25 protein-coding genes, 1 pseudogene and 1 riboswitch are annotated in these 26141 nt (G+C 61.1%); of the genes and pseudogenes, 2 read left to right on the forward strand and 24 right to left on the reverse strand.

Annotation, left to right across the window (positions count from 1 at the left end; genetic code table 11):
- Window positions 1–55 precede the first annotated feature (55 nt).
- From EN845_RS06700 to EN845_RS06795, 20 genes and pseudogenes are all read right to left on the reverse strand, one after another.
- Window positions 56–763 (reverse strand): ABC transporter ATP-binding protein, encoded by a 708-nt coding sequence (locus EN845_RS06700; RefSeq protein ID WP_135906926.1) that lies wholly within the window; start codon window positions 761–763, stop codon window positions 56–58.
- Window positions 760–1476 (reverse strand): ATP-binding cassette domain-containing protein, encoded by a 717-nt coding sequence (locus tag EN845_RS06705; protein WP_135906928.1) that lies wholly within the window; start codon window positions 1474–1476, stop codon window positions 760–762. Before EN845_RS06705 ends, EN845_RS06700 begins: the two co-directional genes overlap by 4 nt.
- Window positions 1473–2456, reverse strand: a complete 984-nt coding sequence (locus EN845_RS06710) for a branched-chain amino acid ABC transporter permease (protein ID WP_135906930.1) — start codon at window positions 2454–2456, stop codon at window positions 1473–1475. Before EN845_RS06710 ends, EN845_RS06705 begins: the two co-directional genes overlap by 4 nt.
- Window positions 2457–2508: 52 nt before the next feature.
- Window positions 2509–3381 carry a branched-chain amino acid ABC transporter permease gene (locus tag EN845_RS06715; RefSeq protein ID WP_135880797.1) on the reverse strand — a complete coding sequence of 291 codons (873 nt, stop codon included), beginning with the start codon at window positions 3379–3381 and terminating at the stop codon, window positions 2509–2511.
- 11 nt (window positions 3382–3392) lie between these two features.
- Window positions 3393–4646, reverse strand: coding sequence for an ABC transporter substrate-binding protein (locus tag EN845_RS06720; protein WP_135906932.1), 1254 nt, complete (start codon window positions 4644–4646; stop codon window positions 3393–3395).
- A 56-nt stretch (window positions 4647–4702) separates the two neighbouring features.
- The gene (locus EN845_RS06725) at window positions 4703–6298 is read right to left on the reverse strand and encodes a GMC family oxidoreductase N-terminal domain-containing protein (protein ID WP_135906934.1); all 1596 of its coding nucleotides are present in this window, start codon (window positions 6296–6298) and stop codon (window positions 4703–4705) included.
- 46 nt (window positions 6299–6344) lie between these two features.
- Entirely contained in the window at window positions 6345–7751 is a 1407-nt protein-coding gene (locus EN845_RS06730) for an aldehyde dehydrogenase family protein (protein WP_135906936.1), read from the reverse strand.
- 104 nt (window positions 7752–7855) lie between these two features.
- The gene (locus EN845_RS06735; RefSeq protein WP_135881135.1) at window positions 7856–8785 is read right to left on the reverse strand and encodes a helix-turn-helix domain-containing protein; all 930 of its coding nucleotides are present in this window, start codon (window positions 8783–8785) and stop codon (window positions 7856–7858) included.
- Between the two features lie 442 nt (window positions 8786–9227).
- Window positions 9228–9989, reverse strand: a complete 762-nt coding sequence (locus EN845_RS06740) for a hydroxymethylpyrimidine/phosphomethylpyrimidine kinase (RefSeq protein ID WP_135880793.1) — start codon at window positions 9987–9989, stop codon at window positions 9228–9230.
- Complete coding sequence (locus EN845_RS06745) at window positions 9980–10585, reverse strand: thiamine phosphate synthase (protein ID WP_135906938.1); 606 nt, start codon at window positions 10583–10585, stop codon at window positions 9980–9982. The genes EN845_RS06740 and EN845_RS06745 overlap by 10 nt, the downstream gene beginning before the upstream one ends.
- The gene (locus EN845_RS06750; protein ID WP_135906940.1) at window positions 10582–11355 is read right to left on the reverse strand and encodes a thiazole synthase; all 774 of its coding nucleotides are present in this window, start codon (window positions 11353–11355) and stop codon (window positions 10582–10584) included. The genes EN845_RS06745 and EN845_RS06750 overlap by 4 nt, the downstream gene beginning before the upstream one ends.
- 1 nt (window position 11356) lies before the next feature.
- Window positions 11357–11557: a sulfur carrier protein ThiS gene (gene thiS, locus EN845_RS06755; protein ID WP_135880790.1), complete on the reverse strand. Its 201-nt coding sequence runs from the start codon at window positions 11555–11557 to the stop codon at window positions 11357–11359.
- Window positions 11526–12527 (reverse strand): glycine oxidase ThiO, encoded by a 1002-nt coding sequence (thiO, locus tag EN845_RS06760; protein ID WP_135906942.1) that lies wholly within the window; start codon window positions 12525–12527, stop codon window positions 11526–11528. Before thiO ends, thiS begins: the two co-directional genes overlap by 32 nt.
- Entirely contained in the window at window positions 12524–14359 is a 1836-nt protein-coding gene (thiC, locus tag EN845_RS06765) for a phosphomethylpyrimidine synthase ThiC (RefSeq protein ID WP_135906944.1), read from the reverse strand. Before thiC ends, thiO begins: the two co-directional genes overlap by 4 nt.
- Before the next feature lie 105 nt (window positions 14360–14464).
- Window positions 14465–14581, reverse strand: a riboswitch (TPP riboswitch).
- Window positions 14582–14689: 108 nt separating this feature from the next.
- Complete coding sequence (gene panD / locus EN845_RS06770) at window positions 14690–15142, reverse strand: aspartate 1-decarboxylase (RefSeq protein ID WP_135880787.1); 453 nt, start codon at window positions 15140–15142, stop codon at window positions 14690–14692.
- Between the two features lie 115 nt (window positions 15143–15257).
- A pseudogene (locus EN845_RS36015) lies at window positions 15258–15359 on the reverse strand (biotin synthase); the annotation flags it as partial.
- A 148-nt stretch (window positions 15360–15507) separates the two neighbouring features.
- Window positions 15508–16374 carry a carboxylating nicotinate-nucleotide diphosphorylase gene (gene nadC / locus EN845_RS06780; protein WP_135906946.1) on the reverse strand — a complete coding sequence of 289 codons (867 nt, stop codon included), beginning with the start codon at window positions 16372–16374 and terminating at the stop codon, window positions 15508–15510.
- A complete protein-coding gene (locus EN845_RS06785; RefSeq protein ID WP_135906948.1) occupies window positions 16374–17915 on the reverse strand; it encodes an L-aspartate oxidase in 1542 nt (513 codons plus the stop codon). The genes nadC and EN845_RS06785 overlap by 1 nt, the downstream gene beginning before the upstream one ends.
- A complete protein-coding gene (gene nadA / locus EN845_RS06790; protein WP_135906950.1) occupies window positions 17912–18886 on the reverse strand; it encodes a quinolinate synthase NadA in 975 nt (324 codons plus the stop codon). Before nadA ends, EN845_RS06785 begins: the two co-directional genes overlap by 4 nt.
- Window positions 18887–18945: 59 nt before the next feature.
- Entirely contained in the window at window positions 18946–19911 is a 966-nt protein-coding gene (locus tag EN845_RS06795; RefSeq protein WP_135906952.1) for a hypothetical protein, read from the reverse strand.
- Window positions 19912–20118: 207 nt separating this feature from the next.
- Between EN845_RS06795 and EN845_RS06800 the strand changes: the two genes are divergently transcribed.
- Together EN845_RS06800 and EN845_RS06805 are read left to right on the forward strand one after the other, a co-directional pair.
- Window positions 20119–20844, forward strand: coding sequence for a toll/interleukin-1 receptor domain-containing protein (locus tag EN845_RS06800; protein WP_135880782.1), 726 nt, complete (start codon window positions 20119–20121; stop codon window positions 20842–20844).
- Window positions 20841–21701: a zincin-like metallopeptidase domain-containing protein gene (locus EN845_RS06805; RefSeq protein ID WP_135906954.1), complete on the forward strand. Its 861-nt coding sequence runs from the start codon at window positions 20841–20843 to the stop codon at window positions 21699–21701. The genes EN845_RS06800 and EN845_RS06805 overlap by 4 nt, the downstream gene beginning before the upstream one ends.
- A gap of 285 nt (window positions 21702–21986) precedes the next feature.
- Here EN845_RS06805 and EN845_RS06810 read toward each other — a convergent pair whose 3' ends face one another.
- The 4 genes from EN845_RS06810 to EN845_RS06825 form a co-directional block, all read right to left on the reverse strand.
- The gene (locus tag EN845_RS06810; protein WP_335930848.1) at window positions 21987–22217 is read right to left on the reverse strand and encodes a hypothetical protein; all 231 of its coding nucleotides are present in this window, start codon (window positions 22215–22217) and stop codon (window positions 21987–21989) included.
- Between the two features lie 270 nt (window positions 22218–22487).
- Window positions 22488–22952 carry a hypothetical protein gene (locus EN845_RS06815; protein ID WP_135906955.1) on the reverse strand — a complete coding sequence of 155 codons (465 nt, stop codon included), beginning with the start codon at window positions 22950–22952 and terminating at the stop codon, window positions 22488–22490.
- 770 nt (window positions 22953–23722) lie between these two features.
- Entirely contained in the window at window positions 23723–24895 is a 1173-nt protein-coding gene (locus EN845_RS06820; protein WP_135906957.1) for a PHB depolymerase family esterase, read from the reverse strand.
- A 295-nt stretch (window positions 24896–25190) separates the two neighbouring features.
- A complete protein-coding gene (locus EN845_RS06825; RefSeq protein ID WP_135906959.1) occupies window positions 25191–26081 on the reverse strand; it encodes an NAD(P)/FAD-dependent oxidoreductase in 891 nt (296 codons plus the stop codon).
- Window positions 26082–26141 lie beyond the last annotated feature (60 nt).

Genomic DNA, 26141 nt, shown 5'->3' on the forward strand with positions numbered 1-26141 from the left:
GCCAGCCCTGCGGCACTTCGTGGAGCACAACGCATCAATACCAAGACGTTGCTCTTCAACCGAGATAGGCCCGATGAAGGATATCCGGTTGCTGTTGAAGATTCGCGGGGGTACCGCTGAAGCTGAAACGGCCACGCGACATCACGTGGGCCGCCTGAGCATTTTTCAGCGCGAGCGCGGTAAACTGCTCGATCAGGAGTATGCCGGTACCGTGCTGGGCCAGTCTGCTCAGCACATCCATCAGCCGCTTGACGATCAGCGGTGCAAGGCCGAGCGACATCTCGTCGGCGAGAATGAATTTTGGTTGCGCGACCAGACCCTGGCCGAGCGACAGCATCTGTTGCTGTCCACCAGAGAGCGTACCCGCGCGCTGTTGCTTTCGCTCGGCCAGTTCAGGGAAGATCGTGTAGACTTCCTCGACGGCTTCGGCGGCACCCCGTGCAGACAGCTGAAAACCGGCGGCTTTCAAATTGTCGTCGACGTTGAGGCCGTTGAGCACCCGGTGCCCCTCCGGCACGGCGGCGACGCCAGCCGCGCGGATGGCTTCGGGCGATTTGCCGGTGAGCGGTTTGCCGTCGATTTCGACTGTGCCTGCCGCGATCGGGATCGCACCGGCGAGCGCCAAGACGAGTGAGCTCTTGCCGGCGCCGTTCGGCCCGAGAAGGGCAGTAATCTGGCCGCTTACCAGCGTGAAGGACAGGTCCTTGACGACACGCTTGCCGCCCCGATCAATCGCCAGATCACGAACTGTCAGGGTGCTCATGCAGCGTCTTCCATGCCGAGATAGACGGCGCGGACTTTCTCATCGGTCAGCACGCTGGCGGTGTCGCCAACGGCGATCAACGAACCAAAATCGAGCACCATGGTTTCCCGACAAACCGCCTGGATCAGATCGACATCGTGATCAATCAGCAGGGTTATGGATCTGGTTACGTCGTGAATACTGGAGATGACTTGCCGCAATTTCTCGACCTCGCCCTGGGAAAAGCCTGCTCCCGGTTCATCCAGAAGGATCACCCGTGGGCGTCCCACGACGCAGCGCGCGATTTCGATCATCCGACGCTCAAAAGCATTCAACCCTCCAGCCGAGGCTCGGCGTAGCGCCGTGAGCCCGACAAAATCGAGCGCGGCAGCTGTCGCACGGAGCCGTTCAGCCGCCGACAGTCCGAGTTGGTCGATCATGACGTGGACGTTGTCCTCCACCGTCAGTTCGTCCACCACCTGTTCCTTCTGAAAGGAACGGCGCAGGCCCCAGCGAGCCCGCCGATGTGGTTTCATCGGCAGTATGTCGGTGTCCATCATGTGGATTGAGCCGCTTTGGGGCAGAACGAAGCCGGACAATACGTTGAGAAGGGTCGTTTTGCCGGCCCCGTTTGGCCCGATGATACCGCAGACCGGCTGTGTGAGTTCGACGGTGACCGCATTGAGCGCGGTAACTCCCCCGAAGGCAACGGATAGATTCTCGATCGAGATCATGCGGAGGGCTCCGTCTTGCGCAACCGCTTCAAACCATCCGACAGCTGTCCGGCCAGCCCCCTGGGAGCCGTGGAAAGCGCGTGAATAAGGGCAAATCCGAAGATGATGTAGGCCGCGTTGCCGTCCACGCCGAGGTTGTTGAGGAAGGCCGGGAGGAGCCGATAGAGCAGTGCCGCGATCACGGCGCCATACCAGTGCCAGGCGCCGCCGACGACCGTCAGCGCGAAGATCATCACCGATTCCGCGGGCGGGAAAGAGCGTGCATCAAGCAGTTGGAGATTGCCCGCGAGCAAGGCACCCGCAATGCCGGCGAGAAACCCGGAAAGGGCAAAGCCCCATACTTTATAGAGCGTCACATTGACACCCGCGGCCATGGCGGCGGCCTCGCTTTTGCGAATAAGCGCCCAACCACGGCCGGCGCGGCTGCGTTCATGGATGTCGATCAACAGGAAGCCGACGGCCACCACGATCAGACAATAGCTGAAGAAGGCCGCGTCCGATTGTGCGATCGCCGGCCGTGGCAGATAACCGATCGCCTTGACTTCGAAACCGGCAAAGCCGCCACCCCCATTGGGGAACTGAATGACATTGATGAGGATACCGAAGCCACCCGCCGCCATCAACGTGATGAGCGCCAGATAAAGGCCGCGCATTCGCAGCGCCGGATAGGCGAGGATCATGCCGATCAGTCCGGCAAAGAGGCCGCCGGCAAGAAGGTTCAGTTCGAATGGCAGTTTGAAGCCATGGCCGAAACGGAGCGCCACCCAGCCGCCGCACCCCATGAGCGAGACCTGGGCCAGAGACACAAGGCCGAGACGCCGATAGAGGACCGCGATGCTGGCGGAGGTCAGTGTGTAGATCGCCACGGCGGTCAAGACTTTGAGCCATAAGGCGCTTGCGACAAACGGCACCACGATGGCCGCGCCGACGAAAAAAAGCTGCGGTGCATAGCGGCCGAACGAAAAGCCGGCTGGGCTCATGCCAGAAGGCGCCAGAATTCCGGAAAGAGGCTTTTGCTCTGCTTGCATGCTCTCAGTCCTGTCCGGCAAAGGTCAGCCTACGGCCGCGCTGGAGCCACATCATGGCAAGGATAGCCACGATAAAGGGCGTTGCGACGCGGAACGGCGCGAACGGCTTGTAGAGTGTGACCACGCTTTCAAGGACGCCGATGGCAAGGCCGCCGGCAAAAGTCGCGGGTATGGATGTGAGGCGACCGAGGATGGTGGTCGCGATGATGGGAATGACGAGGAAGGTCAGCACTGCGGGGTCAAGTCGCACGAGGGATGCAAACATCAAGCCAGTGAAACCAGCGAGCACGCCTGAAATGGCCCAGGCGATCGTCTCCACCCTGATTACCGGCGTACCCAGGATCGATGCGACCTCACGGTTGTCGGCGAGCGCACGCATCATCAAACCAATGCGGGTGCGTATCAGGAAGACACCCATTCCGATGGTAATGCTGAAAGCTGCAAGCAGTGACAAAATCCGGATTCCGGTGATTCTCAGACCTAGGATCGACATGGAGGCCCCGTCGAGGGTGAGTGTCAGCTTGCGCGGTGTAACCACCCACAGGAGGTTCATGGCGCCGAGCAAAGCGAGGGCAAACCCGAGCGTAGCGACCGCCTTGACGATGGGTTCGCGATGCGCGAGGCCCGGCGCGATCAGCCGGCCATAGGAGACGGACAGGGCGAGGGCGATCCCGATGCAGGCTACCCAAGCAACGGGCTCGGGCCATTGCCATTCAAGCAGTTGCCAGGCGACCATGGCGCCCACGGCGCCGATGGCGCCGTAGGCAAAATTGAGCACGCCGGTGGCGCGGTTGAGCAGCACCAGCCCAACCCCGCCGAGTGCATAGAGTGCGCCGACGGCAAGGCCGGATACGAGGAACAGGCCAAGGACGTTCATGTCTTCGCCGATCAGTTTGCTATGCCGAGGGCTTTTTCCGCGGAGCGGATAGGATCGAGATACGCGCTGTCGACGTCAGTGCAGCCGCCGACGACCTTGAAGCCGTTGCCCGAAATCTGAACCATCATGTTCGCATGGTTGGGCATGTGCCGGTCGGCTTTGCCAACGTAGTAGGGGCCGCAGAGCAGGTCCGAGGTCTCGTTCTTGATTCCCCGGATCGCCTCTGAGACCGATTTGCGATCAATGGTCGCCGGATCGAGCTTCAGGAGGGCATCGGTGAAGAAGCGGGCGGAGAGATAGCCCGACTGGCTGAAGGTGTCGCGCGGATCCTCCGGGCGAGCATACTTGTCCATGATCGCGCGCCAGTTGCTGGCGTCTGGACCGGTGCCATCGATCGGCGTGAGCTCGATATTGACGTTCATGACACCATTCCAATAGGCGCCGAGCATGGCGGGAACCGCGGCATCATAGAGGGGTGTCGAGGATATCCACTTGAAGTTATCGCGCAGGTTCTGTTCCTCGACGGCCTTGAGGTAGGCTGCGGCCATTCCTCGCGGCAGGTTCACGAGAACGGTGTCGGCGCCGCTCGCTACGGTTTCCAGAACGGAGGCATTCATATCTGCCGCGCCCGGATCGAGCAAAAGACTGGAGCCGGAGAGTCCTTTGGACTGCATGTACTTCTCGGTCCAGCCACAGGAATAGGGACCGACCGAGGGGATGGTGAGCCCGATGCAAACGACGTTCTTTGAACCGAGATTGGCGACGGCCCATTGGGCTGCTCCGACGCTCGAGGGCAGGGGTCCCTCATTGGTCGAAACAATGTTCTTCGATTCGAAGCATTCGGCGACGGCGCAAGCTGCCGCCATCGCCATGACATCCTCCTCTGCGTAGAGCTTGGCGTTGACGCCCATCTCAACAAAAGAGCCGTTGGCAACCAGCGCGACGACGCCCTTGTCCTTTACCAGCTTGGTCGCAACCTGGCTCGCGACTTCCGGGTTCCACTGGTCGTCTTCAACCAGATATTCGATCGGGCGGCCGTGGATACCGCCATTGGCATTGAGACAGTTGAAATAGGCGCGCGCGGCGTCGGCTGAAGACGAGAAGTCGTCAGGGCCAGTTTGACCGACCAGGGCACCAACCCTGATCGGCTCGCCGGTCGCCTTCTGACCGTTGTTCAATCCACATTGCGCTGCAGCCATGGCTGAGCCACTCGCCAGGATAAGCGCGGCCGTCGATGCCGACAGAAGTATCGTTGTGCGTTTCATGCTTTCTCCTCCCAAAGAACTGTTGAAATCAGTAGGTCGTCCGAAATCCCGTCACTTCATGCGACGAGGTCCCTACCCAGCATGAAGCGGGCGGCGCGCTCGCCGATCATGATGACCGGTGCATTGGTGTTGCCCGAGACAAGGGTTGGCATGATGGAGGCGTCCGCCACGCGTAGCCCTTCTACGCCGCGGACCGCGAGATCCTCGCCAACAACGGCCATGCGGTCGTCCGGCCTGCCCATCCGGGCCGTGCCCGAAGGATGAAAAACCGTCTTCGAAATCGAGCGGATATAGTCCCGCAGGGCTTCGGGATCTCGCTCGAGTCCGGGCGTGGGCAGGACACGCCGCTTCACGATGCGGGCGAGCGATGGGGCTTCAATGATCCGGATCGCCCATTCCACCCCGCGTACGAGCGTGTCGAGATCGGCAGGACTGGAGAAGGAATTCGCGTTGAACAGGGCACTATCCCTAGGATTGGCCGAACGCAGCTTGACCGTGCCCCGTGATTGCGGCCTCAGGAAACAAGGACCGATGGCAATCCCGTGACCTGGTTCCACGGCCCGGTCGGCAAAGCCGATGAAGGTTGGCAGGACATGAAACTGGATATCCGGCTGGCCGGTCCCGGCCGTATCGACGAAGCCGCCCGACTCCACAACATTGGATGTGAGGAGGCCGGTCTTGGTGAGAAGATATTGCAGCATGTGGCCCGCCGCCTTCAGCCCCTTGTCCTGGGTGAAGAGCGAGATCGGATCCTTGACCTCCGCCTGAACCGTGGCCTCGAGGTGATCCTGATAATTTTCCCCGACCCCCGGCAGATCCACGATCACGTCGATCCCATGGCTCTTCAGATGTTCGGCCTCGCCGATGCCCGAGAGTTGCAGGATCTTGGGTGTGGCAAGCGCGCCTGCCGTTAGAACAATCTCGCGCCGAGCCTTATAGGTGACGCCATTCTCGGTCAGCACACCGACCGCTTTCCTGCCTACAAACAGAACTTTGTGGACGCGGGTTTCGGTTAGTATGGTCAGGTTCGCGCGCTTCTCGGCATCGCGCAGGAAGGCTTGCGCAGCGCTCCAGCGCCGGCCGTTGTGCGTTGTCGTCTGGTAGAAGCCGACGCCTTGCTGCACCTTGCCGTTGAAGTCTTCGTTATACGGAAGGCCGGCCTCCTGTGCTGCCCGGATGAAGGCCCAGGACAGGGGATGACCAAAGCGGCGATCGGAGACCTTGAGATAGCCGGTTGCTCCATGGAATTCGCCCGAAAGGCGCTGATTGGCCTCAACGTCGCGAAACACAGGAAGAACCTTGTCATAGGACCAGTTGCGGCATCCCATTTGCGCCCAGGTGTCGTAATCCTGCTGCTGGCCACGAATATAGATCATGGCGTTCAAGGAACTGCCGCCGCCGATCACATTGCCCTGTGGCACGACGTTGGGCTTGCCGTTCAACCCCTTGTCCGGCTCGGACACGTAGAAGTGCACATCCTTGCCCTTCTCGATCACCTTGAAGAACGTCGCCGGGATATGGATGAATTTGTCGGTGTCGCGCGCGCCGCTTTCAATGAGCAGGACCTTGTTCTGCGGATTCTCCGACAGCCGGGCTGCAACGACGCAGCCGGACGAGCCGCCACCGACGATGATATAGTCGAATTCGTTCATGGGTTGCTCCGATGCGGGCGGGCAGACGCTCGCGACAGCGTTGGTGTCAGCAAAAGATCGTTTGAATGGTGGTGAATTCCTTCAGCCCGTCGACGCCGAATTCAACGCCGATCCCGGACTGCTTTACCCCACCAAAGGGCGCATTCGGCTGGATTGCTCCATGCTTGTTGATCCACACGGTGCCGCATTCCAGTTGGCCGGCCACCTGTTTCGCCTTTGCCGTATCCCGGCCCCAGACGGAGCCGCCGAGGCCCGCCGGATTGTCGTTGGCCTTCGCGATCACGTCGGCGAGGTCGGTGTAGCGGATGATTGGCAGGGCGGGGCCAAATTGCTCGCGATCGACGAGCTCGCAGCCATGGTCGACATCGGCAACGATTGTGATCGGATAGAAGTAACCGGTTCCACCGTTGCTCTGGCCGCCGATCAGAACGCGGCCGCCTTTGGCGCGTGCATCCTCGACATAGGAAGCTACGATGTCGAGTTGCATCCGATTCTGCACGGGACCAAGGATCGATTGTTCCGACAGGCCGTCGCCAACCGGAATGTGGGCTGCATAGGCGACGAGGCTTTCGCACACGGCGTCATAAAGGCTGTCATGGACATACAGGCGCTTCAGGCAGGCGCAGGTTTGGCCGTTGTTGATGAAGGCGCCCCAGAACAGCCCTTCGGCGATTTCCTTGGGGTCGGCGTCGGGGAGCACGATGCCGGCGTCGTTGCCGCCTAATTCCAATGTGAGCCGCTTGAGCGTATCGACGGCATTGGCCATGACCTTCTTGCCAGTGGAGGTGGAGCCGGTGAAGGTCAGTTTGGCGATGCCTGGATGGGCGGACATGGCGGCGCCAATCTCGTTCTCGCCAGTGACGACGTTGACGACGCCCGCCGGCAGAACCTCGTTCATCAGCTCAACAAGGCGAATGGTCGACAATGGTGTCTGGGGTGATGGCTTGATGACAACGGTGTTGCCGGCGCGGATTGCGGGAATGATGTGCCAGCAGGCAATCATCACCGGCCAGTTCCATGGTGTGATCGAGCCGACAACGCCGATGGGCTTGCGATGCAACTCCACGCGACCTTCAGGCGTATCCTGCAGGACTTCGACAGGAAGCTCGATTTCCGCGGTGTGGCGGGTCCACGCGACAGCACCACCGATCTCGAAGCGAGAGCCGAGACCATTGAGTGGCTTTCCCTGTTCGAGCGTCAACAGGCGCGCAAGCTCTTCTGAATTTTCTTCTATCTTGGCGGCAATGGCGCGGCAGGCGTCGGCCAGCTCCAGACTCGATTTCAACTGCCACTTTTCGAACGCAGCCGCTGCCGCAGTAACAGCTGCGTCGAGGTCCCCCACCGTGGCCAGGGGCATTGCGCCGACAACTTCCCCGGTCGAAGGATTAAGGATATCGGCGTGGCGTGCGGTTTCCACCGGCTTGCCGCCGATGAACAGCGTGTAGCGCTTCATATCCGAGCTCCTCCCAAAGCAATTTGTGAGGAGCATTCATATTGAAGCCGCCGTTTCTGTCTTGGATTCGAACGCGGCGCGAATAGGACAAAAGCGCAGCGCTATCACTGCTGGAGAATATCCTTTGGCGAACAGGCGAAGGCCTTTCGGAAGCAGCGGTTGAAATATGAGATATCGTTGAAACCAGCGGAATAGGCGACCTCGGCGATCGTGGTCGCCTTCGTGGTGTTCTTCATCTGCGCCAGTTGTTCGTGAGCAAGATGCAGGCGGCGCATTCGTATCAGCGATGTCGCCGTCGTGCCAAGTGCATTGAAGTCCTCCTGCAGCGTGCGCAGCGAAATACCAACCTTGTCGGCAAGCCATTGCGGCGTCAGATGCTCGTCAGTGAGATATCTGTCGATGAGTATCTGCACGACTTCCAACCTGCCGCCGGAACTGTCCGAGAGCAGCGGCTCATCCATCTCACTATCGGTCGCGAAAGCCTGGCGTGTCGTGCTGAAGAGGAGGTCGCGCAGATGCGGTGCTCGCTTGTCGCTTGCGTCTGTTTTCAGAAGCTTGGCAACGACCGCTCGCAGCATCGCCGACATCGGGTCTTCCGCTTCTACCCTGCGTGAAACTTCGACCCGTGCTGATTTGTCGGCGAAGATCAACTGGCGGGGGAGATGCACCGAGAGGTGGTTGGAAAAACGGCCGCCGAAATGGAAGATCGATGGGCTGGAGCTGTCGACGAGAATGCAGTCGCCCGGGGTAATGATAGATTGCCTTCCGTTCTGTTCGATACCGCAACTCCCTTCGAGTTGCAGCAACAGGAAGAGATTTTCGCTATAGTCGATCCTGATATCGGCGACGTCGCGGCGGATCACGTCGAGATCGTTCGCCACCTGAGCAAGGTCGAGCCCGCCTGCATCCAGTATGGTGGCATTGCCGGTTACGAGGGTGTGCTCGGCCCGTTGCGTGTTGAAATTTCCGCAGATCGATTTCAGTTCCGCAGTCCACTCCTCAAGGGAATGTATAGGCCATTGCGTGGCGGTCATCCCACCGAATTCCGCTAGGTGCTGCAGCTGCTGCATGGCGTCTTCTCCCAAAGACCGTCGAGCCACCCTGCCCATTGCCGACCAAGATAGTTCCCATGTTAAGCGATTCCTTATACTCGCATTTGTCAACTCGTTTTTTGCGTGGCGAGGGTTGGAAGTATGCCGGCTTTGGAAGTGGTCCGCCAGGCGCTGTTGTAAAATATGTCATCCCGCACAGGGTCGACCGTTGCGCTAGCACAGGGCCGACTCGGTCGCCGGGCGGTTGGGATCATGGCTGTCGCGTCAGATAAATCGTGTACGGATCATCATAGCCGACACGCTAGTGAATGCCATTGGGACCAGGGATTGCCCCCAACCGACCTCCTTACTGATACGCACAGCGCCGATGTGTCGAAAGATGGCGCCGCTCATGCGGGCAGATCGACTTGGCATAAAGCCACTGTCATTCGGCTGTTTGCCTCTGGAGCTTCTCGAAAACAAACCGCTTGCCTTTGCGCACGCTGTCTTCGAGTGGGCTCGCCTTCGCCAGATGCGCCGCGATCGCGCTGGCCAGCACGCAACCCGTCCCGCGCATCGATACGGCAAGGCGTGGCAAGTCGAAGTGGATTGGTTCTTGATCGGAGCGCAATAAAATATCGGTTGATCTAGGTCCCGATGCGTGGCCGCCCTTGATCAGCAGGGCCTGAGGTCCGGCGGCCAGCAGTCTTTGTCCTTGTTGAAGCGCGCTTCCCTCATCCATCGCCAATTCCGAGCTGACAAGGAGCGCCAACTCGATGAGATTGGGGGTGACGAGACGGCAAAGCGGCATCAGATTGCGCTTCATGGCGGTGATGGCGCCTGCTTCCAGGAGCGCCCGGCCTGAGGTCGAGGCCAGCACCGGGTCAAGTACTGCCGGCACCTGCGGATTCTCGCGCAGCACGCCGGCAACGGCAACGACGATCTCAGCCGCCGCGAGCATGCCGATCTTGATGGCGGCCACCTCGTTGGCCTGCAGCGCGGCGCGCATCTGCTCGGCCACTAGGCGAGATGGCGAATGATGGATTTCCATGACAGCTTCGTGCGTCTGCACTGTCAGCGCGGTGACAGCAAGGCAGGTGCGCACGCCAATGGAAGAGATCGTCTCGATATCACGTGCAATTCCAGCCCCGCCGCTGGAGTCCGATCCGCCAACGACAAGCACATGCGGTTCTCGCCTCAGCGCCATCGATCTGTCTTTTCCATCCACTCTCTGGTGCGTGCTTCGGGATCGGCATTCAATGTAATGTCAGTCACCACTGCCGCGCTGTCGGCGCCAGCCGCGAAGACACCATCGAGCCGGTCCGGGTTAAGGCCGCCGATGGCCACCAGTGGAACAGGCGCGACCCGACGCTTCCATTCGCTGACCCGTTCGAGCCCTTGCGGCGCCCATTTCATCTTCTTCAGGATGGTCGGGTAGATGGGGCCAAGCGCGATGTAGTCGGGTTCGGCTTTTATCGCCGTTTCCAGTTCGATATGATCATGGGTGCTCAATCCGAGCCTCACGCCGGCTGCCCGTATCCGCGTCAGGTCGGCGGCTTGCAAATCCTCTTGACCGAGATGAACGAAGTCGCAGCCTTCCTCGATCGCCAGCCGCCAGTAATCATTGATGATCAGCTGGCACCGGTATCGAGCGCACAAAGCCTTCGCTGAGCGGATCTCCGCGCGTAATCCGGCCTCATCCATGGTCTTTATGCGAAGCTGAACCAGATTGACGCCGAGCGGCACCAGCCGCTCGATCCAGGCAGCGCTGTCGACGATCAGGTAGAAGGGATCGAGCTTCATGAAAAAACGGCCCTGCCGATCGTCGGCGTCGATGGCACGGCGACGTCGCGCGGTTCGAGCATTCCTGAGCTGAAAGCCTCACGACCGGCCTCGACCGCCTTGCCGAAAGCACGCGCCATGCCGACGGGATCGGCCGCCCTGGCGACCGCCGTATTCAGCAGCACGGCGTCAAAGCCGAGTTCCATGACGGTGGCAGCGTGCGACGGCCGTCCCAGCCCCGCATCCACGATCAGGGGGACGCCTGGGAAATGTCCGCGAATCGAGCGCAGCGCCGTCATGTTGACCGGTCCCAAGGCGGAACCGATCGGTGCGCACCACGGCATCAGGACCTTGCAGCCCGCTTCCAGCAGCCGCTCGGCGACGACGAGATCGTCGGTGGTATAGGGGAATACCGCAAAGCCGTCCTCGCACAGGATACGGGCGGCTTCGACCAGGCCGAACACGTCCGGCTGCAGCGTGTCGTGGTTGCCGATCACTTCGAGTTTGATCCAGGTCGTGCCGAAGACCTCGCGCGCCATGTTCGCGGTGGTGACCGCTTCCTTGACGGAGTGGCAGCCGGCCGTGTTGGGCAGGATTCTCGTGCCGAGCGAGCGGATCAGCGACCAGAATTTTTCGCCGGCCCTGCCGCCCGCCATCTCACGCCGCAAAGAGACGGTCACCACCGACGTGCCCGACGCCCTGACTGCATCGGCAAGGACGGCCGGCGAAGGATATTGAGCCGTGCCGAGCAGCAGGCGGGATTGAAGCGTCGTCCCCAGAAGGTCGAACATGCTAGCCTCCCTGCATGGGCGAGAGGATTTCAATCCGGTCGCCTTCGTTCAAGCAGAACGCCGTCCGGCTGGCTTTGTGCACCAGGTCGCTGTTGACGGCGGTGGCGAGCCAGTCGCCCTCATAGTCGAGCGCGGCAAGCAATTCGGCTAGCGTGGTGGCGGTGGCAACCTCACGCGCTTCGCCGTTGACGGTCAGTTTCATGAGCAAGCTCCTTGGTTCTGTCCTGGCTGAAAACCAGGTCGGCGGCCTGGCGCGCCATGGCGGGGGCGAGGAGAAAACCGTGTCGATAAAGCCCGTTGATCGCGATGATCCCGCCGTTCGTTTCGACCCGCGGCAGATTGTCGGCAAAGGCCGGACGAACGCCGACACCGGTTTCGACGATCTCGGCCTCGCCAAAGGCCGGGTGGAGGGCATAGGCGGCACTCAGCAGCTCCATCATCGAACGTGCCGTCACCGGACCGGCGGACTGGCTTTCAACCATTGTCGCGCCGATCATGAAACGGTGGTCGGCGCGCGGCACCGCATAGAGTGGAAAGCGCGGATGCAGCAGCCTGACCGGGCGAGACAGCGAGATATCAGGCGCGCGCAGGATCAGCATTTCGCCGCGAACGCCGCGCAGCCTGTCATCGGCTGCTGCCATTCCCGTGCAGTCGATCCAACGATCGAAACCGGAAATCCGCCTGATATCGACATCGAACTGGAATTCGACACCCATGGCCGACAACCTGTCATGGAGTGCCGCCATCGCCCGGCGCGGGTCGAGATGGGCTTCGTCGGGGAACAGCAGCCCGCGGCGAAAGCGGCCGGCAAGGTCGGGCTCCAGGAACGCGATTTCATCTCCGTCGACACGCCGATGCCCCCACGTGCGACTGGCGAACCGGTCAAGCTCACCGGCATCTCGCGGCATGGCCACGACCAGTGTTCCGGCCCGTGTCACCTGATCCGGCAGTGCCGCATCCCACCAGTCGGCGGCGACGCGTCCGAGATCCAGCACCGGCTGCTCGGCGCTTTCACGCTCGCACCATGGCGCCAGCATGCCGCCGGCGAACCACGAGGCATTGCCGCCAAGGGTCTGCCGGATCTCAGCGACTGTGACCGTCGCGCCGCGGGCGGCGAGTTCGAAGGCGGCGGTGAGGCCGGCGACGCCGGCCCCTTTGACCAACACCCTCATGATGGCTCCGGCGCCTCTGGCATGAGCGCTACGCCGGTCTCGTCAGCCGGCATGTAGAGATCGCCGCCCTCGCGGTATTTCGCCGCCATCGCCGCCATGCCTTCCTTCTGGGCTTCGGCGCGGATGTCGTGGGAGATACGCATGGAGCAGAATTTCGGCCCGCACATCGAGCAGAAATGCGCCAGCTTGTGCGCCTCCTTGGGCAAGGTCTGGTCGTGGAAGGACCGCGCGGTTTCGGGGTCGAGCGACAGGTTGAACTGGTCTTCCCAGCGGAACTCGAAGCGCGCGCGGGAAAGGGCATCATCCCTGACTTTCGCTGCCGGATGGCCCTTCGCCAGATCGGCGGCATGGGCGGCGATTTTGTAGGTGATCACGCCAATCTTGACGTCGTTGCGATCGGGAAGGCCGAGATGCTCCTTGGGCGTGACATAGCAGAGCATGGCGGTGCCGAACCAGCCGATCATGGCAGCACCAATGCCTGAGGTGATATGGTCATAGCCCGGCGCAATGTCGGTCGTCAGTGGTCCAAGCGTATAGAAGGGCGCCTCGCCGCAGACAGCGAGCTGCTTGTCCATATTCTCCTTGATCTTGTGCATCGGCACATGGCCGGGACCTTCGATCATCACCTGGCAATCCTTGGCCCAGGCGATCTGCGTCAATTCGCCGAGCGTTTCCAGCTCGGCGAATTGCGCCGCATCATTGGCATCGGCGATCGAGCCCGGACGAAGGCCGTCGCCGAGCGAGAAGGATACGTCATAGGCGCGGCAGATGTCGCAGATCTCCTCGAAATGCTCATAGAGGAAGCTTTCCCGGTGATGGTGCAGGCACCATTTGGCCATGATCGAGCCACCGCGCGAGACGATGCCCGTGACCCGGTCGACGGTCAGCGGGATGTAATGCAGCCGCACACCGGCATGGATGGTGAAATAGTCGACGCCTTGTTCGGCCTGCTCGATCAGCGTGTCGCGGTACACCTCCCAGGTCAGGTCCTCGGCGATGCCGCCGACCTTCTCGAGCGCCTGGTAAAGCGGCACCGTGCCGATCGGCACCGGTGAATTGCGCAGGATCCAGTCGCGAATGTTGTGGATGTTGCGGCCGGTCGACAGGTCCATCACCGTATCGGCGCCCCAGCGGATCGCCCAGACCATTTTTTCGACCTCTTCGGCCATCGAGGAAGTGACAGCGGAATTGCCGATATTGGCGTTGATCTTGACGAGGAAATTGCGCCCGATGATCATCGGTTCGCTCTCTGGGTGGTTGATGTTGGCTGGAATGATCGCCCGCCCGTGCGCCACCTCGTCGCGTACGAATTCCGGCGTGACGAAATCGGGAATAGCCGCGCCGAAGCTTTCACCGTCGCGTTGCAGCTTGCCGCGGGCGATTTCCCGGCCGAGGTTTTCGCGGATGGCGACGAACTCCATCTCGGGCGTGATGATGCCGGCGCGCGCATAGGCAAGCTGTGTCACCGCCTTGCCGGCCCTGGCCCTTAGCGGCCGGTTGCGAATGGGAAATTCCGGCGTCAGGCGCTCACCCGTGACGAAGCCATTGTCTTCCGGCCGCACATGGCGGCCGTCATAGGCTTCGACATCGCCCCGCGCCGTGATCCATTCGTGGCGAGGCCGGGCGAGGCCCTTTTCGATGCTGGTTTCGACAGTCTGGTCGGTATAGGGGCCGGACGGATCGTAGACGGTGATGGGCGGCTCGCCCGCTGTCGGATGGACGGAGATTTCGCGCATCGGCACTTTGATGTGCGGATGGAGGACGCCGGGCTTGTGGATTTTCCGTGAGGCAGGCAGCGGTCCCGTTGAGACGGCTGGGGTTAGGGCATTCATCTTGAGGCTCCTTTGCTCATGCATTGGAGACCCAGTTCTGTGCCGGAAGGATGAAAAGACGCTTTGGTCGACCTGCTTGAAAACAGGTCTTCGGGCGTAAACTCCCGCAAAGCGCTTGCACCGTCCCTACGCCAGTATGAACTGGATCAGGTTCAACGGGTCACTGCGCCGCGATAGCCAGCAGTATCTCAGCCCCTTGCCGGGACTCCCCTGGTGAATGTTTTCGAATTGACCGAGCCGACACTGCTTTGTCAAGCGCATTTCCACCTGCGGCGGTGATCGGCGACTAATGAAACCCCGCGCAAAGCACGGGCAAATCTCGAGAGGAAGTCACGCGCCGGAGACCAGCGCAGGAATGGCCAAAGGCTCATTCGCCTCGTCAAGGATCGAGAAACTGTAACGCCCATGTGCGTCAAGATCGACGGAGTAGCTCAGGCGATCGAGTATGTGATTGTCCTGGTCGAAGGTGATGATCCGCGGCTTCAACGAGGTGATATTCGCTTCGTCCAGGTATATGGAGTTGCAAACAATGATCTGGTCGTCTGGCTGGCAGGTGCGGGCAGCCGCACCATTGAGGATGCAGCATCGTGAGCCGCGCTCGCCGAAAATGACATAGGTCGAAATCCGCGCACCGGAATTCTTGTTCCAAATCTCCACAAATTCCATCGGCAGGATCCCGGCTGCTTCGCAGTGGTCAGGGTCCAGCGTTATCGATCCATGGTAGTTGAGGTTCGCTTCGGTGACGTAGATGCCGTGCAGCTTGCCAGCGACTAGTTTTCGCAATGGTCCTGTTTCCTATCATCATGGATGAATCGTCCCGCCATCCTCTGGGTGGCCGGGTTACCCCGCTAGATTCCGACGACGAGGGCGCCGCCGCTGAGACCAGCGCCCGCCGCCGCCTGTTGGGATCGAAATTCCGGCGGTGAACGGTTTGCGCTTGAAACAGCAGGTCGTTGAAAGGCGCGTCATGCAGCGCCCGAGCAGCTTCCACGGTCCACATCCGGTGGCCGTCGAAGGATTGAGCTTCACGCATGGTTTTTCCGAAATCGCTGCGTGCATTTCCATCCTGTTCCCCTTGCATTGGGCGACCTAGGCACCTTTGAACTTGGCGGGCTGGGTCGAAAAAGCGTCCGGTCGACCGCCGATTGTCAGGCCCGACGGACAAATTTCGCGGAGTCGAGCCCGATATCGAGGATTGGCGCGCTGTGGGTCAACCAGCCGATGGAGATCAGGTCGACACCGGTCGCGGAGACGGCTGGAGCCGTCGCCGGCGTTATCCTGCCCGACGCCTCGGTAATCGCCTGGCCGGCAACCATCGCCACTGCTTGGCGCAATTCGTCGACAGACATGTTGTCGAGCAGGACGGCGTCTGGGGCGAGGGCCATAGCCTCTTCTAACTGGGCTAGCGTATCGACCTCGACTTCGATCTTGACTAGGTGGCCGACGCTGCATCGCGCGCGCTCGATTGCCATGCGAATTCCGCCAGCGATGGCGATGTGGTTGTCCTTAATCAGGATGGCGTCGTCGAGACCGAAACGATGATTGGAGCCGCCACCGGCGCGCACGGCATATTTTTCGACCGCTCGCAATCCAGGCGTCGTCTTGCGCGTGCAGACGATTCTTGCGCCGTGGCCGCGGACCGCCGCGACGATCAATGCCGTCGCGGTGGCGATACCGCTCAGATGGCACAGAAAATTGAGCGCCGTCCGTTCCGCGGTGAGTATGGCCCGGGCCGGACCGCTGACCGATGCGATGGTCTCACCTTGCGCGATGTTGCTGCCGTCCGCTCGCTCCACTGTCATCTCGACATCCTGGTCGATCAACCTGAAAGCGAGCATCGCCAGGTCGAGACCGGCTATAGTTCCGGCCTCGCGCGCAGTCAGCACCGTTGTCGCATGATGGTCCTTCGGTACGATGGCATCAGTGGTCAAATCACCGGCCTTGCCAAGGTCCTCGAGCAGAGCTGCCCGCACCAGAGGCTCGAGCATGATCGTTGGAAGGGGGGATAGGTTCATCAAGCGACGCTTTCGAGCATTGGAGAGTTGCCGAGTTCCCGCGCCGCAAACATGGCCGCGTCGAGCCTGATTTCGGAGCGGCGGGCGACGGCCGCTTGATGGGGAAAGTCGTTCCGGTAGTGAGCGCCACGGCTTTCGCGGCGCAGCAAGGCGGCAACCGCGATCATCAGCCCTACGGCGGCGGGATCGGACGCTGTGTCGTGCCGATGCAACAGCAGCAACAAGGCGCGCGCAGCCTCTTTCAAACCTTCGCCATCCCGCGTGACGCCAAGGGCATGTGACAGGAGAGGGCGCACAGGCCTCGGATCCGGCGCGGGCAGGTTAGCTGCCATCGCTGGCTTCCCACCGCCGTCCGGTGCACCAGCGACGCTTTCGGCAACCCAGCGCGCGCAAACGACGGCCTCGGTCAGCGAGTTGCTGGCGAGCCGGTTGGCGCCGTGCAGCCCGGTCGACGCGACTTCGCCGCATGCCCAAAGTCCAGGAACCGATGTTCGCCCGGCCAGATCCACGGCGACACCACCCATGTGGTAATGCTGGGCCGGCCGGATGGGAATGAGGTCTCGCGCCGGATCGATGCCGGCCTTGCCGCAGGCTGATGCGATTGTCAGAAATTGCTGCGCGAACATCGTGCCTGGCTTCTCGCGGACGTCGAGGAAGACGCGATGGCCGTCGGCAAGATGTCGCCAGACGGCGCGCGCGACGATGTCGCGCGGTGCGAGTTCCGCCCCGAGCAGGCCATCGAGGAAGCGCCGCCCTGTTTCGTCGACGATTGTTGCACCTTCTCCGCGAACCGCCTCGCTGATGAGCGGCATCGGACGGCCGGGCCCGTCAAGCGCGGTCGGGTGGAACTGAATGAACTCCAGATCGGCAAGGACGGCACCCGCGCGCGCCGCAAGCGCCAGACCCTGTCCGCAGCTGCCCAGTGGGTTGGTTGAGTCGCGGAACAGGCCGCCGATGCCGCCCGTGGCGAGAACGGCCCGTCCCGTGGCAAAGAACACCGGACCTGTCGGACCGCTCGCCACAACACCGGCGATTCTGCCGTCCTCGACGGCCAGCCGGCGTGCTTCGACTCCTTCCACGACAAGAACCGAAGGCGTGGAGCGCACGGCCGCGATCAGGGCGCGCATCACCTCCCTTCCGCTGCCGTCACCTCCGGCATGAACGATGCGCCGCCTGCTATGCGCGGCTTCCAGCCCGAGACGCAGAACTCCTGCAGATGTGCGATCGAAGCGAGCCCCAAGGCGCGTCAGATCCTCGATCGCCGCGGGCGCGGCGTACACGATGCGCCTTGCTGTATCCGCATCGCAAAGGCCGTCCCCTGCGGCGAGCGTGTCGGCAAGATGGAGCGCCGGTTCATCATCGCCGCCCAGGCTGGCGGCCAGCCCGCCCTGCGCCCACGCACTCGACGCCTCCGCGCCAAGCGGCGATCTCGACAGGAGCAGCACCGGCTCAGGCGCCATGTGCAGCGCGGTCATCAGCCCGGCTATGCCGCCGCCGATGATGACCGGCCGGCGGGCGAGATCGCGAACGTCCATGCTCATACCGCCAGCATCCGCTCGACGGCCAGCCGCGCACGCCCTGCAATCTCCGATTCGATGGTTACGACATGGCGGTTCTGTTCGAGCGCAGTACGGATGTTGGCGAGCGTTATCCGCTTCATGTGCGGGCAGAGGTTGCAAGGCCGGATGAACTCGACTTCGGGATGCTCCACCGCAACGTTGTCGCTCATCGAACATTCGGTCATCAGCACGACCCGCGCTGGCTTTTGTCTTCCGACATAGTCGGACATGGCGGCCGTCGAGCCGGAAAAATCGGCTACGGCCACCACTTCGGGCGGACATTCGGGATGCGCGAGCACCGTCACGCCCGGATGGCTTTCGCGCAATTCCCTGATGTCGGCCGGCGTGAAGCGCTCATGCACCTCGCAATGTCCCGACCAGGCGATGATCTCCACGTCGGTCTGGGCGGCTATATTCCGGGCGAGATATTCGTCCGGCAACATGATCACCCGAGGAACACCCAGGGACTCGACGACGGCCTTCGCGTTGCCCGAGGTGCAGCAGATGTCGGACTCGGCCTTCACCTCGGCCGACGTGTTGACATAGGTGACGACAGGCACGCCGGGACAGCGTAGCCGTAGCAGGCGGATGTCCTCGGCGGTGATGGAGCCCGCCAGCGAACAGCCTGCCCGTAGGTCGGGAATGAGCACCGTCTTTTGCGGGTTGAGCAGCTTCGCCGTTTCGGCCATAAAATGCACGCCAGCCAGCACAATGACATCCGCTTCGACCGCCATCGCCTTGCGGGCAAGCGCCAGGCTGTCGCCGACGATGTCGGCAACGCAGTGGAAGATCTCAGGCGTCTGGTAGTTGTGCGCCAGGATAACGGCATTGCGCCGCCGTTTCAGATCGAGGATGGCTTCGATACCATCGGCGAATGCCGGCCACTCGATTGACGGAATGACTTGCCGCACGCGGTCGTACAGCGCGGCCGTGCGCGCGGAAGTGACAGGCATAGCCAATTATTCTCCAAATGAGTATAACTGACATATACTTATCTTGAGTATAAGAAATGTCAACCGCGTGAGAGTGGCAATTTCGTCCCTGCGACGGTTCGCTCCACCAAGACCGTTTGGCGAAAGCGGAAGCGCTTCGCTGGGCGCCCCCCGGTGTCGGACATCGTCTCGCCTGTCTCCTCGACCAGATCCTGCTCTTCGATCAGACGCCGAAAGTTCGGCTTGTGAACGAGCCTGCCAGCCAGAGCCTCCACGGTTCGCTGCAGCTGCAGCAATGTGAACGTTGCTGGCATCAACTCGAAGACGACGGGGCGGTACTTGATCTTGGTCCGCAGTCTGGACATTCCCGTTGCCAGAATACGCCGGTGATCTGCGATCATCGGAAGGCCAGGGATGGACGGCGGATTGCCGTTGTCCCGTCCGCGTGTGGCCTCGGCCACCAGCGCGGCTTCGTAGAGCAGCTCGTATCTCTGCAGGACGAGTTCCTCATTCCAGTCGCGATCATCCAGACCGAAAGCATATGCCACGCGCTGCCGGCGGTCGCGGTGTATGCTTGGGTCTTCCGCGTCGTCGGACCACGCCGAAAGACGCGGCAGGACGATGTCAGGCAGGATAGAAGGCACGCCGGCGCGGTGATCTTCCCATGGAAAATAGTCGTACCATCCGTGCCAGCCATGTGTTTGCGAATGTTCTGCCTGCTCTTCCCGCGTCAGGCCAAGATAGCTGATCGAGATCTGCACGCGCTCGTCGTCGGTCCGGTCGCGGTCGGCGAAGGTGTAGAGTTGTTCAATATAGCCCAGTTGATGACCGGTCTGCCGCTCCACCCACGCTCGCAGACCCGACTGCAAGGAGCGATGGCCGAGCTCAAAAAGCCCGGATGGCAAAGCCTGAGCCTGCTCGATGGTGAGGACGCGTGGCTTACCGTCGGTCACCGCGATGACAACGGCGATCAGGTCCGCGCTGACGGCATGGCTCTGACTGTTCCTTTGAGCCTGCTTTGTCACCTGGGTTGTGTTGTCTTGCATATGGGCTGTGATGGAATTCCGATGTGAAGGCACTCAAATGGGCAAGTCGAGCGAAAAGTGAACTGCCGCACGCCGCCCGTCAATGTTCGTCAATAACGGGGTGTAGAACCTCGATCCACCCCGTTCGTATAGACTTTTCCAGTCCGCAGACTACCCATCCGAGACATTCAACGCCTCGAATTTGCCGGCACCAGCCAGGAATTGGAAATGACCGATTTCTTTATCAGCTATACCGGCTCGGACAAAGAATGGGCCGAATGGATAGCCTTCATCCTCGAAGAGGCGGGTTTCACTACTATCCTCCAGGCTTGGGATTTCCGCCCGGGCAGCAACTTCGTCCTCGAGATGCAGGAAGCTTCCAGCGCCGCAGAACGAACGATCATGGTGCTCTCGCCCGACTACCTGAAGTCCGGCATGGCGGCGGCCGAATGGGCCAGTGCATTCGCGCGGGATCCTCAAGGACTTAACCGGCGCGTTGTGCCTGTCATGGTCCACAACTGCAAACCAGAAGGATTGCTGACGGCCATTGTCCAGATCCGCATAGTCGGTATGGACGAGGTAGTGGCGAGACAGGCGATCCTGAATGGCGTCGACATGAAGCGGGCAAAGCCCTCAAACCGCCCTAGCTTTCCTGGTGCTCCATTGGCCCCGGAGCACAAGGATTTCCCAGGCGTGGAGTCTGCGCCTGCGAGGTCAGTCCGGGACTTGCTGCCCAGGCTGCACGCAACGGCGACCGATGCGGACCGTCGCAGGTTTGCCAAAGGCGCCTTCGCCGCCATCCGCAAAACTTTCGAGGACAATCTCAAACAAGTCGCTGAGGAGAATGACCGCGTCGACTTCACCTCACCGATGCCACGGCTACGGATTTTAGGGCCGAGCTGTATCTCGATGGCGCCAGCAAGGGCCAATGCCGAGTCTGGCTCGGCGGGATGATAGGGGAGAACAATATCTGCTTCGCCGAAGGAAGGATGACGGGTGATGCTTGCAACGAGATCCTGGCCTCGGCTTCGGAGGGCGAACTCGTCGCGTCGCTTTCCCTGCCGAAGAATGCCAGCACGCATCGCACCTACAGCGGGATCAACGTGCTTATCCTCTGGGGTGCCGTCGTCGAACGCGGGTTCCCATCGCAGAGTTGGCTAACCTATCGACAGTCTGCCGCGCTCGGCGGGAACGTCCGCAGAGGCGAGCGTGGGACAACGGTCGTTTATGCCGATCGTTTTGTCCCGGATCATGAGAGGAAGCGGGCTCGCGAGACAGGCGAGGATGCCCAGGCGATCCCTTTCCTCAAGCGCTTCACCGTTTTCAATATCGAGCAATGTGAAGGACTGCCTGATGAAGTCGCGGTTTCGGCTCCGCTGCCGGTGGCTAGCTTGATCGAACCGCGGGTCGAGGCTCTGATCAAGGCCACCGGTATCGACTTCCGTATTGGTGGCGACAGGGCGTTCTATATGCCTGCCCGCGATTATATACAGGTGCCTCCGCCCCAAGCTTATTTCGAGCCGATCAACTGGCACCGCACAGCCTTGCATGAGCTCGGTCATGCCACCGGTCACAGTTCACGCTTGGCCCGTGACTGCTCCGGCCCTTCCGGCTCCAGAAAATATGCGTTCGAGGAACTCGTGGCAGAGATCAACGCTGCCTTCTGCTGCGCAGCCTTGGGGATCGTGCCCACGGTACCTCGGGAACACGCTATGTCAGGTACATATTATACCAGCATACCAAATAGGCAAGTGCTTTGCTGCCCGCTCGGGTTGCTGGCTGAGCAAGCGTGGGCCCACCAATTCCGTTGAATTGGCATGTCGTCTGGTCCGATAGTTCCGGATCCCGAGGGTCAGGCGGGACTTCCAAGCCCCCCATGCGAAACGTCCGCTATCGCCATCCCGAAGTCGCGAACTGTCATTCGGCTTTCGGCGCCGTTCATGCCATTGCTGATGATCAGGGAACTGCGGAATGGGCAGGCTTGTTGACGTCAAAACACAGAACGCCCTCTCAACGTTCGCCATTCGTGTTTCGAAGGTCGCATAAAAGGGCAGTCTGGAACGTATCCGAGGCCGACGAGCCCAAGACAATAAGCTTCAAAGGACCGTTATCTTCGAGTAGCGGACCACAATTTTATCCTGCCGGAAGCGGCGCTCTAGATCGCTGCGTCGACGCTGCCATTCCAAAGCGTCCACCTTCGGCGTCATCACCTCGAAGACGACGATATCGTCCCGGTCTGTTTCTCCGCCGTCCTTCCAAAGACCCTCCGCAGGCGCCTGGAGATAGGCGGTCACCCCATCGAAGCGGGCGGCCAATTCTTCTTTCACGCGGTCGAAATCCGTTCGGGGGAAGGGTTCACCCTGGTTGTCTGAGCGGGGCAACAGTATTTGGACAAGATACATAGCAAGCACGCTACGCTGCGGATCTCAGCGGACCACTTCCGAGGAACATGCTCGGCAGCTAGCTCCATGAGGCAAAAGGAAACGAGCGACGCTCGCCCGTTTTTTCACGGTTGGCGATCTCAGGTCCAAAATACCGTCGGTCACGTGCTTGGACCTTTTCCGACCGCTGCCTCTTTCAGTTTCCTGAGGCGTCTCTTACTCACTTGCGTGAGTTAGGATGCGGAATACTGGCCAATGCGCCATGGCGTCGCGCAATTTGCTGAAAGCCTTGCCTTCCTTGTCGATGGCAGATCGGACTTGAACTGCGGCCCATCCGGCTTTCATCCTCCCGCCGACATGGCAATGGCAAACTATAGCGTGCAACTGCCAATCCGCTAGGTCGAAGAAGCGCTTCGCTTCGCCATACGTATCGTTCTTCAATCCTTGCGCGCACAACATTGGATCGGCGAAAGCGATGCTGATCGCGGAGCCGAGGGACTGGGCTTTCTCGCGCACACCCAAGGTCATGTATTCCGTCCCGGGGAAGGCGGCGAGACACCGCTCGGGATTTCGTTCGAGCAGCATGGCCCAATGTTCCAAACGCTCACGCCGCGTCATGGCCGGGAAGGATTCTTCGACTTCCGCGACCCCATGCAGTTCTTCAAGTGTCTGATGTTTCATGGACGTCTCCTGTTGGCGAGGCGCTTGCCTGCAAATTGCACAGGCCGGAATGGGCCTCAGTCGTCCCTATACCGGCGAACCCGCAATCCGTCGGGAAGTTCCATCGCCGAGAAAATTTGACCGTGCGCCTGCCTTGATTTCCACCGTCTCGCTGGCCTTGGAAGTGACCTTGCGCGGCCATCTCGCCTAGGCCGCCTTTTTGGGGACGGCCAAGAGACTGGGTCATTGGCTACGCCAGCGCCGCCGGCCACCGCGTCGTTGCAAGCGCCACATGAGAGGCTCCCGCAGCCTTCTCGGTCTGCTTAGGTTTCTACTGCCTGGGGTAGATGAGCGCTTGGCTCCCCAAATGGTGCACAAGCCCTTCCTCGCCATCGATGATTACGCAGAGTTATCCGGGGGCACCGTACGCCTACCGGACAGCAACGACCGGCCGACTGATGGGCAATGCCGCTATTCGACGGTCGCGACCATTCTTCTCATGGGACAAAAGCGGCGCAGGGGTTGTTCACCGAGTGGCCGAGGAAGTCGTGCAGGGAGGTTGACTACTGCTTTGTGGAATGCGTAGGTGACGGGCTCGCAACCCCGCGTCCAGGGTGCGCTTTCCACCGATAGAGGCAAAAAAATGGGCGACAAATATCCGAACGTCGAAAGGCTGGCCGGTGTTGTCGGCGCGGGCGAGAAGGATCCGATTACAAAGCTACCGCGTTCCTTAGTTCAGAGCCTCTACTGCGCTTAGCCGTGCTTACGGAACCTTAAGGGTTTGCGCTCTCCTACCGCATCAGGCCCGCGGCACGCAGAGCGTCCTCGATGACCTTCCTCACCGCTCGACCCTTCGATAACCCCACATCTATGCGATCTGGTTCTGCAAGCCTGGCCTTAGCCGGCTCCACGGCCGCTGGCCGAAGATCAAATGCTGATGGCTTTCTCTCGACCCTCGGCTCAGCAGGCCTCGGCGCGGACCTAGCCCTCGCTGACCCTCTCGCGTCAACGGCATCGCCGAGAGCCCAGAACCGCGCCAACTCCTCGGTTGATGAAATTCCTACATCGAGCATGTAAGGCCCGGCCGTGCCAACGCCGTTGCCGATGGGGGTACCGTGGCCCATACCTGCAATCATATTGATCTCGATCTTCGCCTCGCCTGCTTCGTCAGCCCAGACCCGCCGGCTTCGTGCGCGCTCGCTTGTCGAATGCGTGGGCGCCGTGTCGAGTTTGTGCACGTCGCGCCACTGGGCCGCGATGGATTCCGCGTTGGTAGAGGCCACAATATGATCGCCGGAGCCGTGCCAGATCGAAATCTTGGGCCACTGCCCATTGTGCTTGGAAGCTTTTCGCAAGAGCCGCTGCAACTCCTGATCAGAAGGGATGCCGTGGCCACGCATCCGATCGAACGCTGCCGGAATGGTTGTCGCGCAGCTGAAGGGCATCCCGGCAATGATGCCGCCGCCGGCGAACACCTCAGGATAAGTAGCGAGCATCGCGGCGGCCATTGCGCCGCCGGCTGAAAGACCGGTGACGAATATTTGCTTTCGGTCCAGGCCGTGGGCAACGACCACTGTCTCGATCATCTGCCGGATCGAGAAGACCTCGCCACGATCGCGCGTAATGTCTGCCGGCAGGAACCAGTTGAAGCAGAGGTTCGGATTGTTGGCGCGTTGCTGCTCGGGGTAGAGAAGCGCGAAACCGGCCTCGTCAGCGAGTTGCGACCACCCCGACTGATGGTCGTAGCTGGCTGCATTCTGGGTGCAACCGTGCAGCACAACGACCAGCGGCGCCCCATCCGGGAGGTCAGCGGGCATATAATATTGTGCCTGCAAGACACCAGGATTGGAGCCGAAATTTACTAGGGGGGAGAGGCGATCGGCGGATGTGAAAGAGGTGGGATGTGTGCCTTGTAGCCCGCGCAGTGCTGCAAGGCGCGCGATCTTATCGGAGACTTTTCGCAATTGAGCCGTCCTTGTTTTTGACGCCCGGGATTGGACGGCGTGTGTGCAACGCACTCGCAGCAATATCGTTGCTGCACTGCACAATAACAATGGAGACAGACTTGAATGGGACAATGGCCGGCCCTACGGACCGGCCGATCTGCAAATCAGTGTCGAGAGGTTTATGTGCGCTGCCGTTCACCGAGTCGTGAAGAGCATGCTCAACAAGCGCCCAGCGAACCAAAAGTTCCGAAACGTTCAACATGAGGGCCGACCCCCGAACCGACCATTTCCGCCCGCAACGCGCCCAGTTTTCCTAGTCGGTGGTCGCAAGATAGCGGTGCATGGCGACGGCGGCGATCGCCGCGTGCCCAAAGGCCACCGCGATCTGGTTGATTTCGTCGACGACGTCGCCTGCTGCATAGAGGCCCGCTATGCCGGTGCGCTGGTGTGAGTCCACGACCAGATTGCCGGCCTCGTCGAATGCCGCGCCGAGATCGATGGCGAGCTTTGAGCGCATGGTGCAACCCATGGCGGGATAGATCGTGTCGAAGGAAAGCGTCCTCCCGTCTAGAAGACTTACACGAACCTTTTGGTCCTCTGCGCGTATCGAATCCGGGAGGCATTCTTGCACCGTGACGTCAGCCCCGTGGAGCAGTTCACACGCGGCGGGGTTAAGGTCAGATATCGGATCAGTCACGAGCAAAGTGACGTCTCTGGAATAAGTCCGCAGGAAGACGGCCTCCTTTGCAGCCCGGTCTGCAGGGCCGATTACGGCGACGCGTTTATCGACAACCTCGTAGGCGTCGCAAATCGGGCATAGCCGCAGCGCGCCACTTGCGATCATGTTGGCCACATCCGGAATGGGAGGAAGCGTATCGACTATGCCGGTGGCGATGAGCACCGCGCGCGCCCGAATAGGAAAGGATGCCGCGGCGACGAAATCATCTCCTTCGCGCAGCAGCGCCGTCACTGTATCGTTGATGAGGTCAACGTTACACATCAGCGCCTGCTGCCGCAGGCGTTCAAGCAGGTCGACGCCGACGATGCCGTCGGGATAACCAGGACAATTGTAACTGACGGGAATCCATTTCGCGCGGCTTTCCCCGGCGTCGACGACGATGACCCGACGGCGAAACCGCCCGAGGTATGTCGCCGCCGCCAACCCGGCCGGGCCGCCGCCGACTATGAGACAGTCGCACCTCATGTTGTAGTTCGAATCCTCGTTGTCTCGGGGACACGCAAGAGTCGGCGGATTGGGCTCACG

It is taken from the genome of Mesorhizobium sp. M8A.F.Ca.ET.202.01.1.1 (assembly GCF_004791595.1).
Classification (GTDB): domain Bacteria; phylum Pseudomonadota; class Alphaproteobacteria; order Rhizobiales; family Rhizobiaceae; genus Mesorhizobium.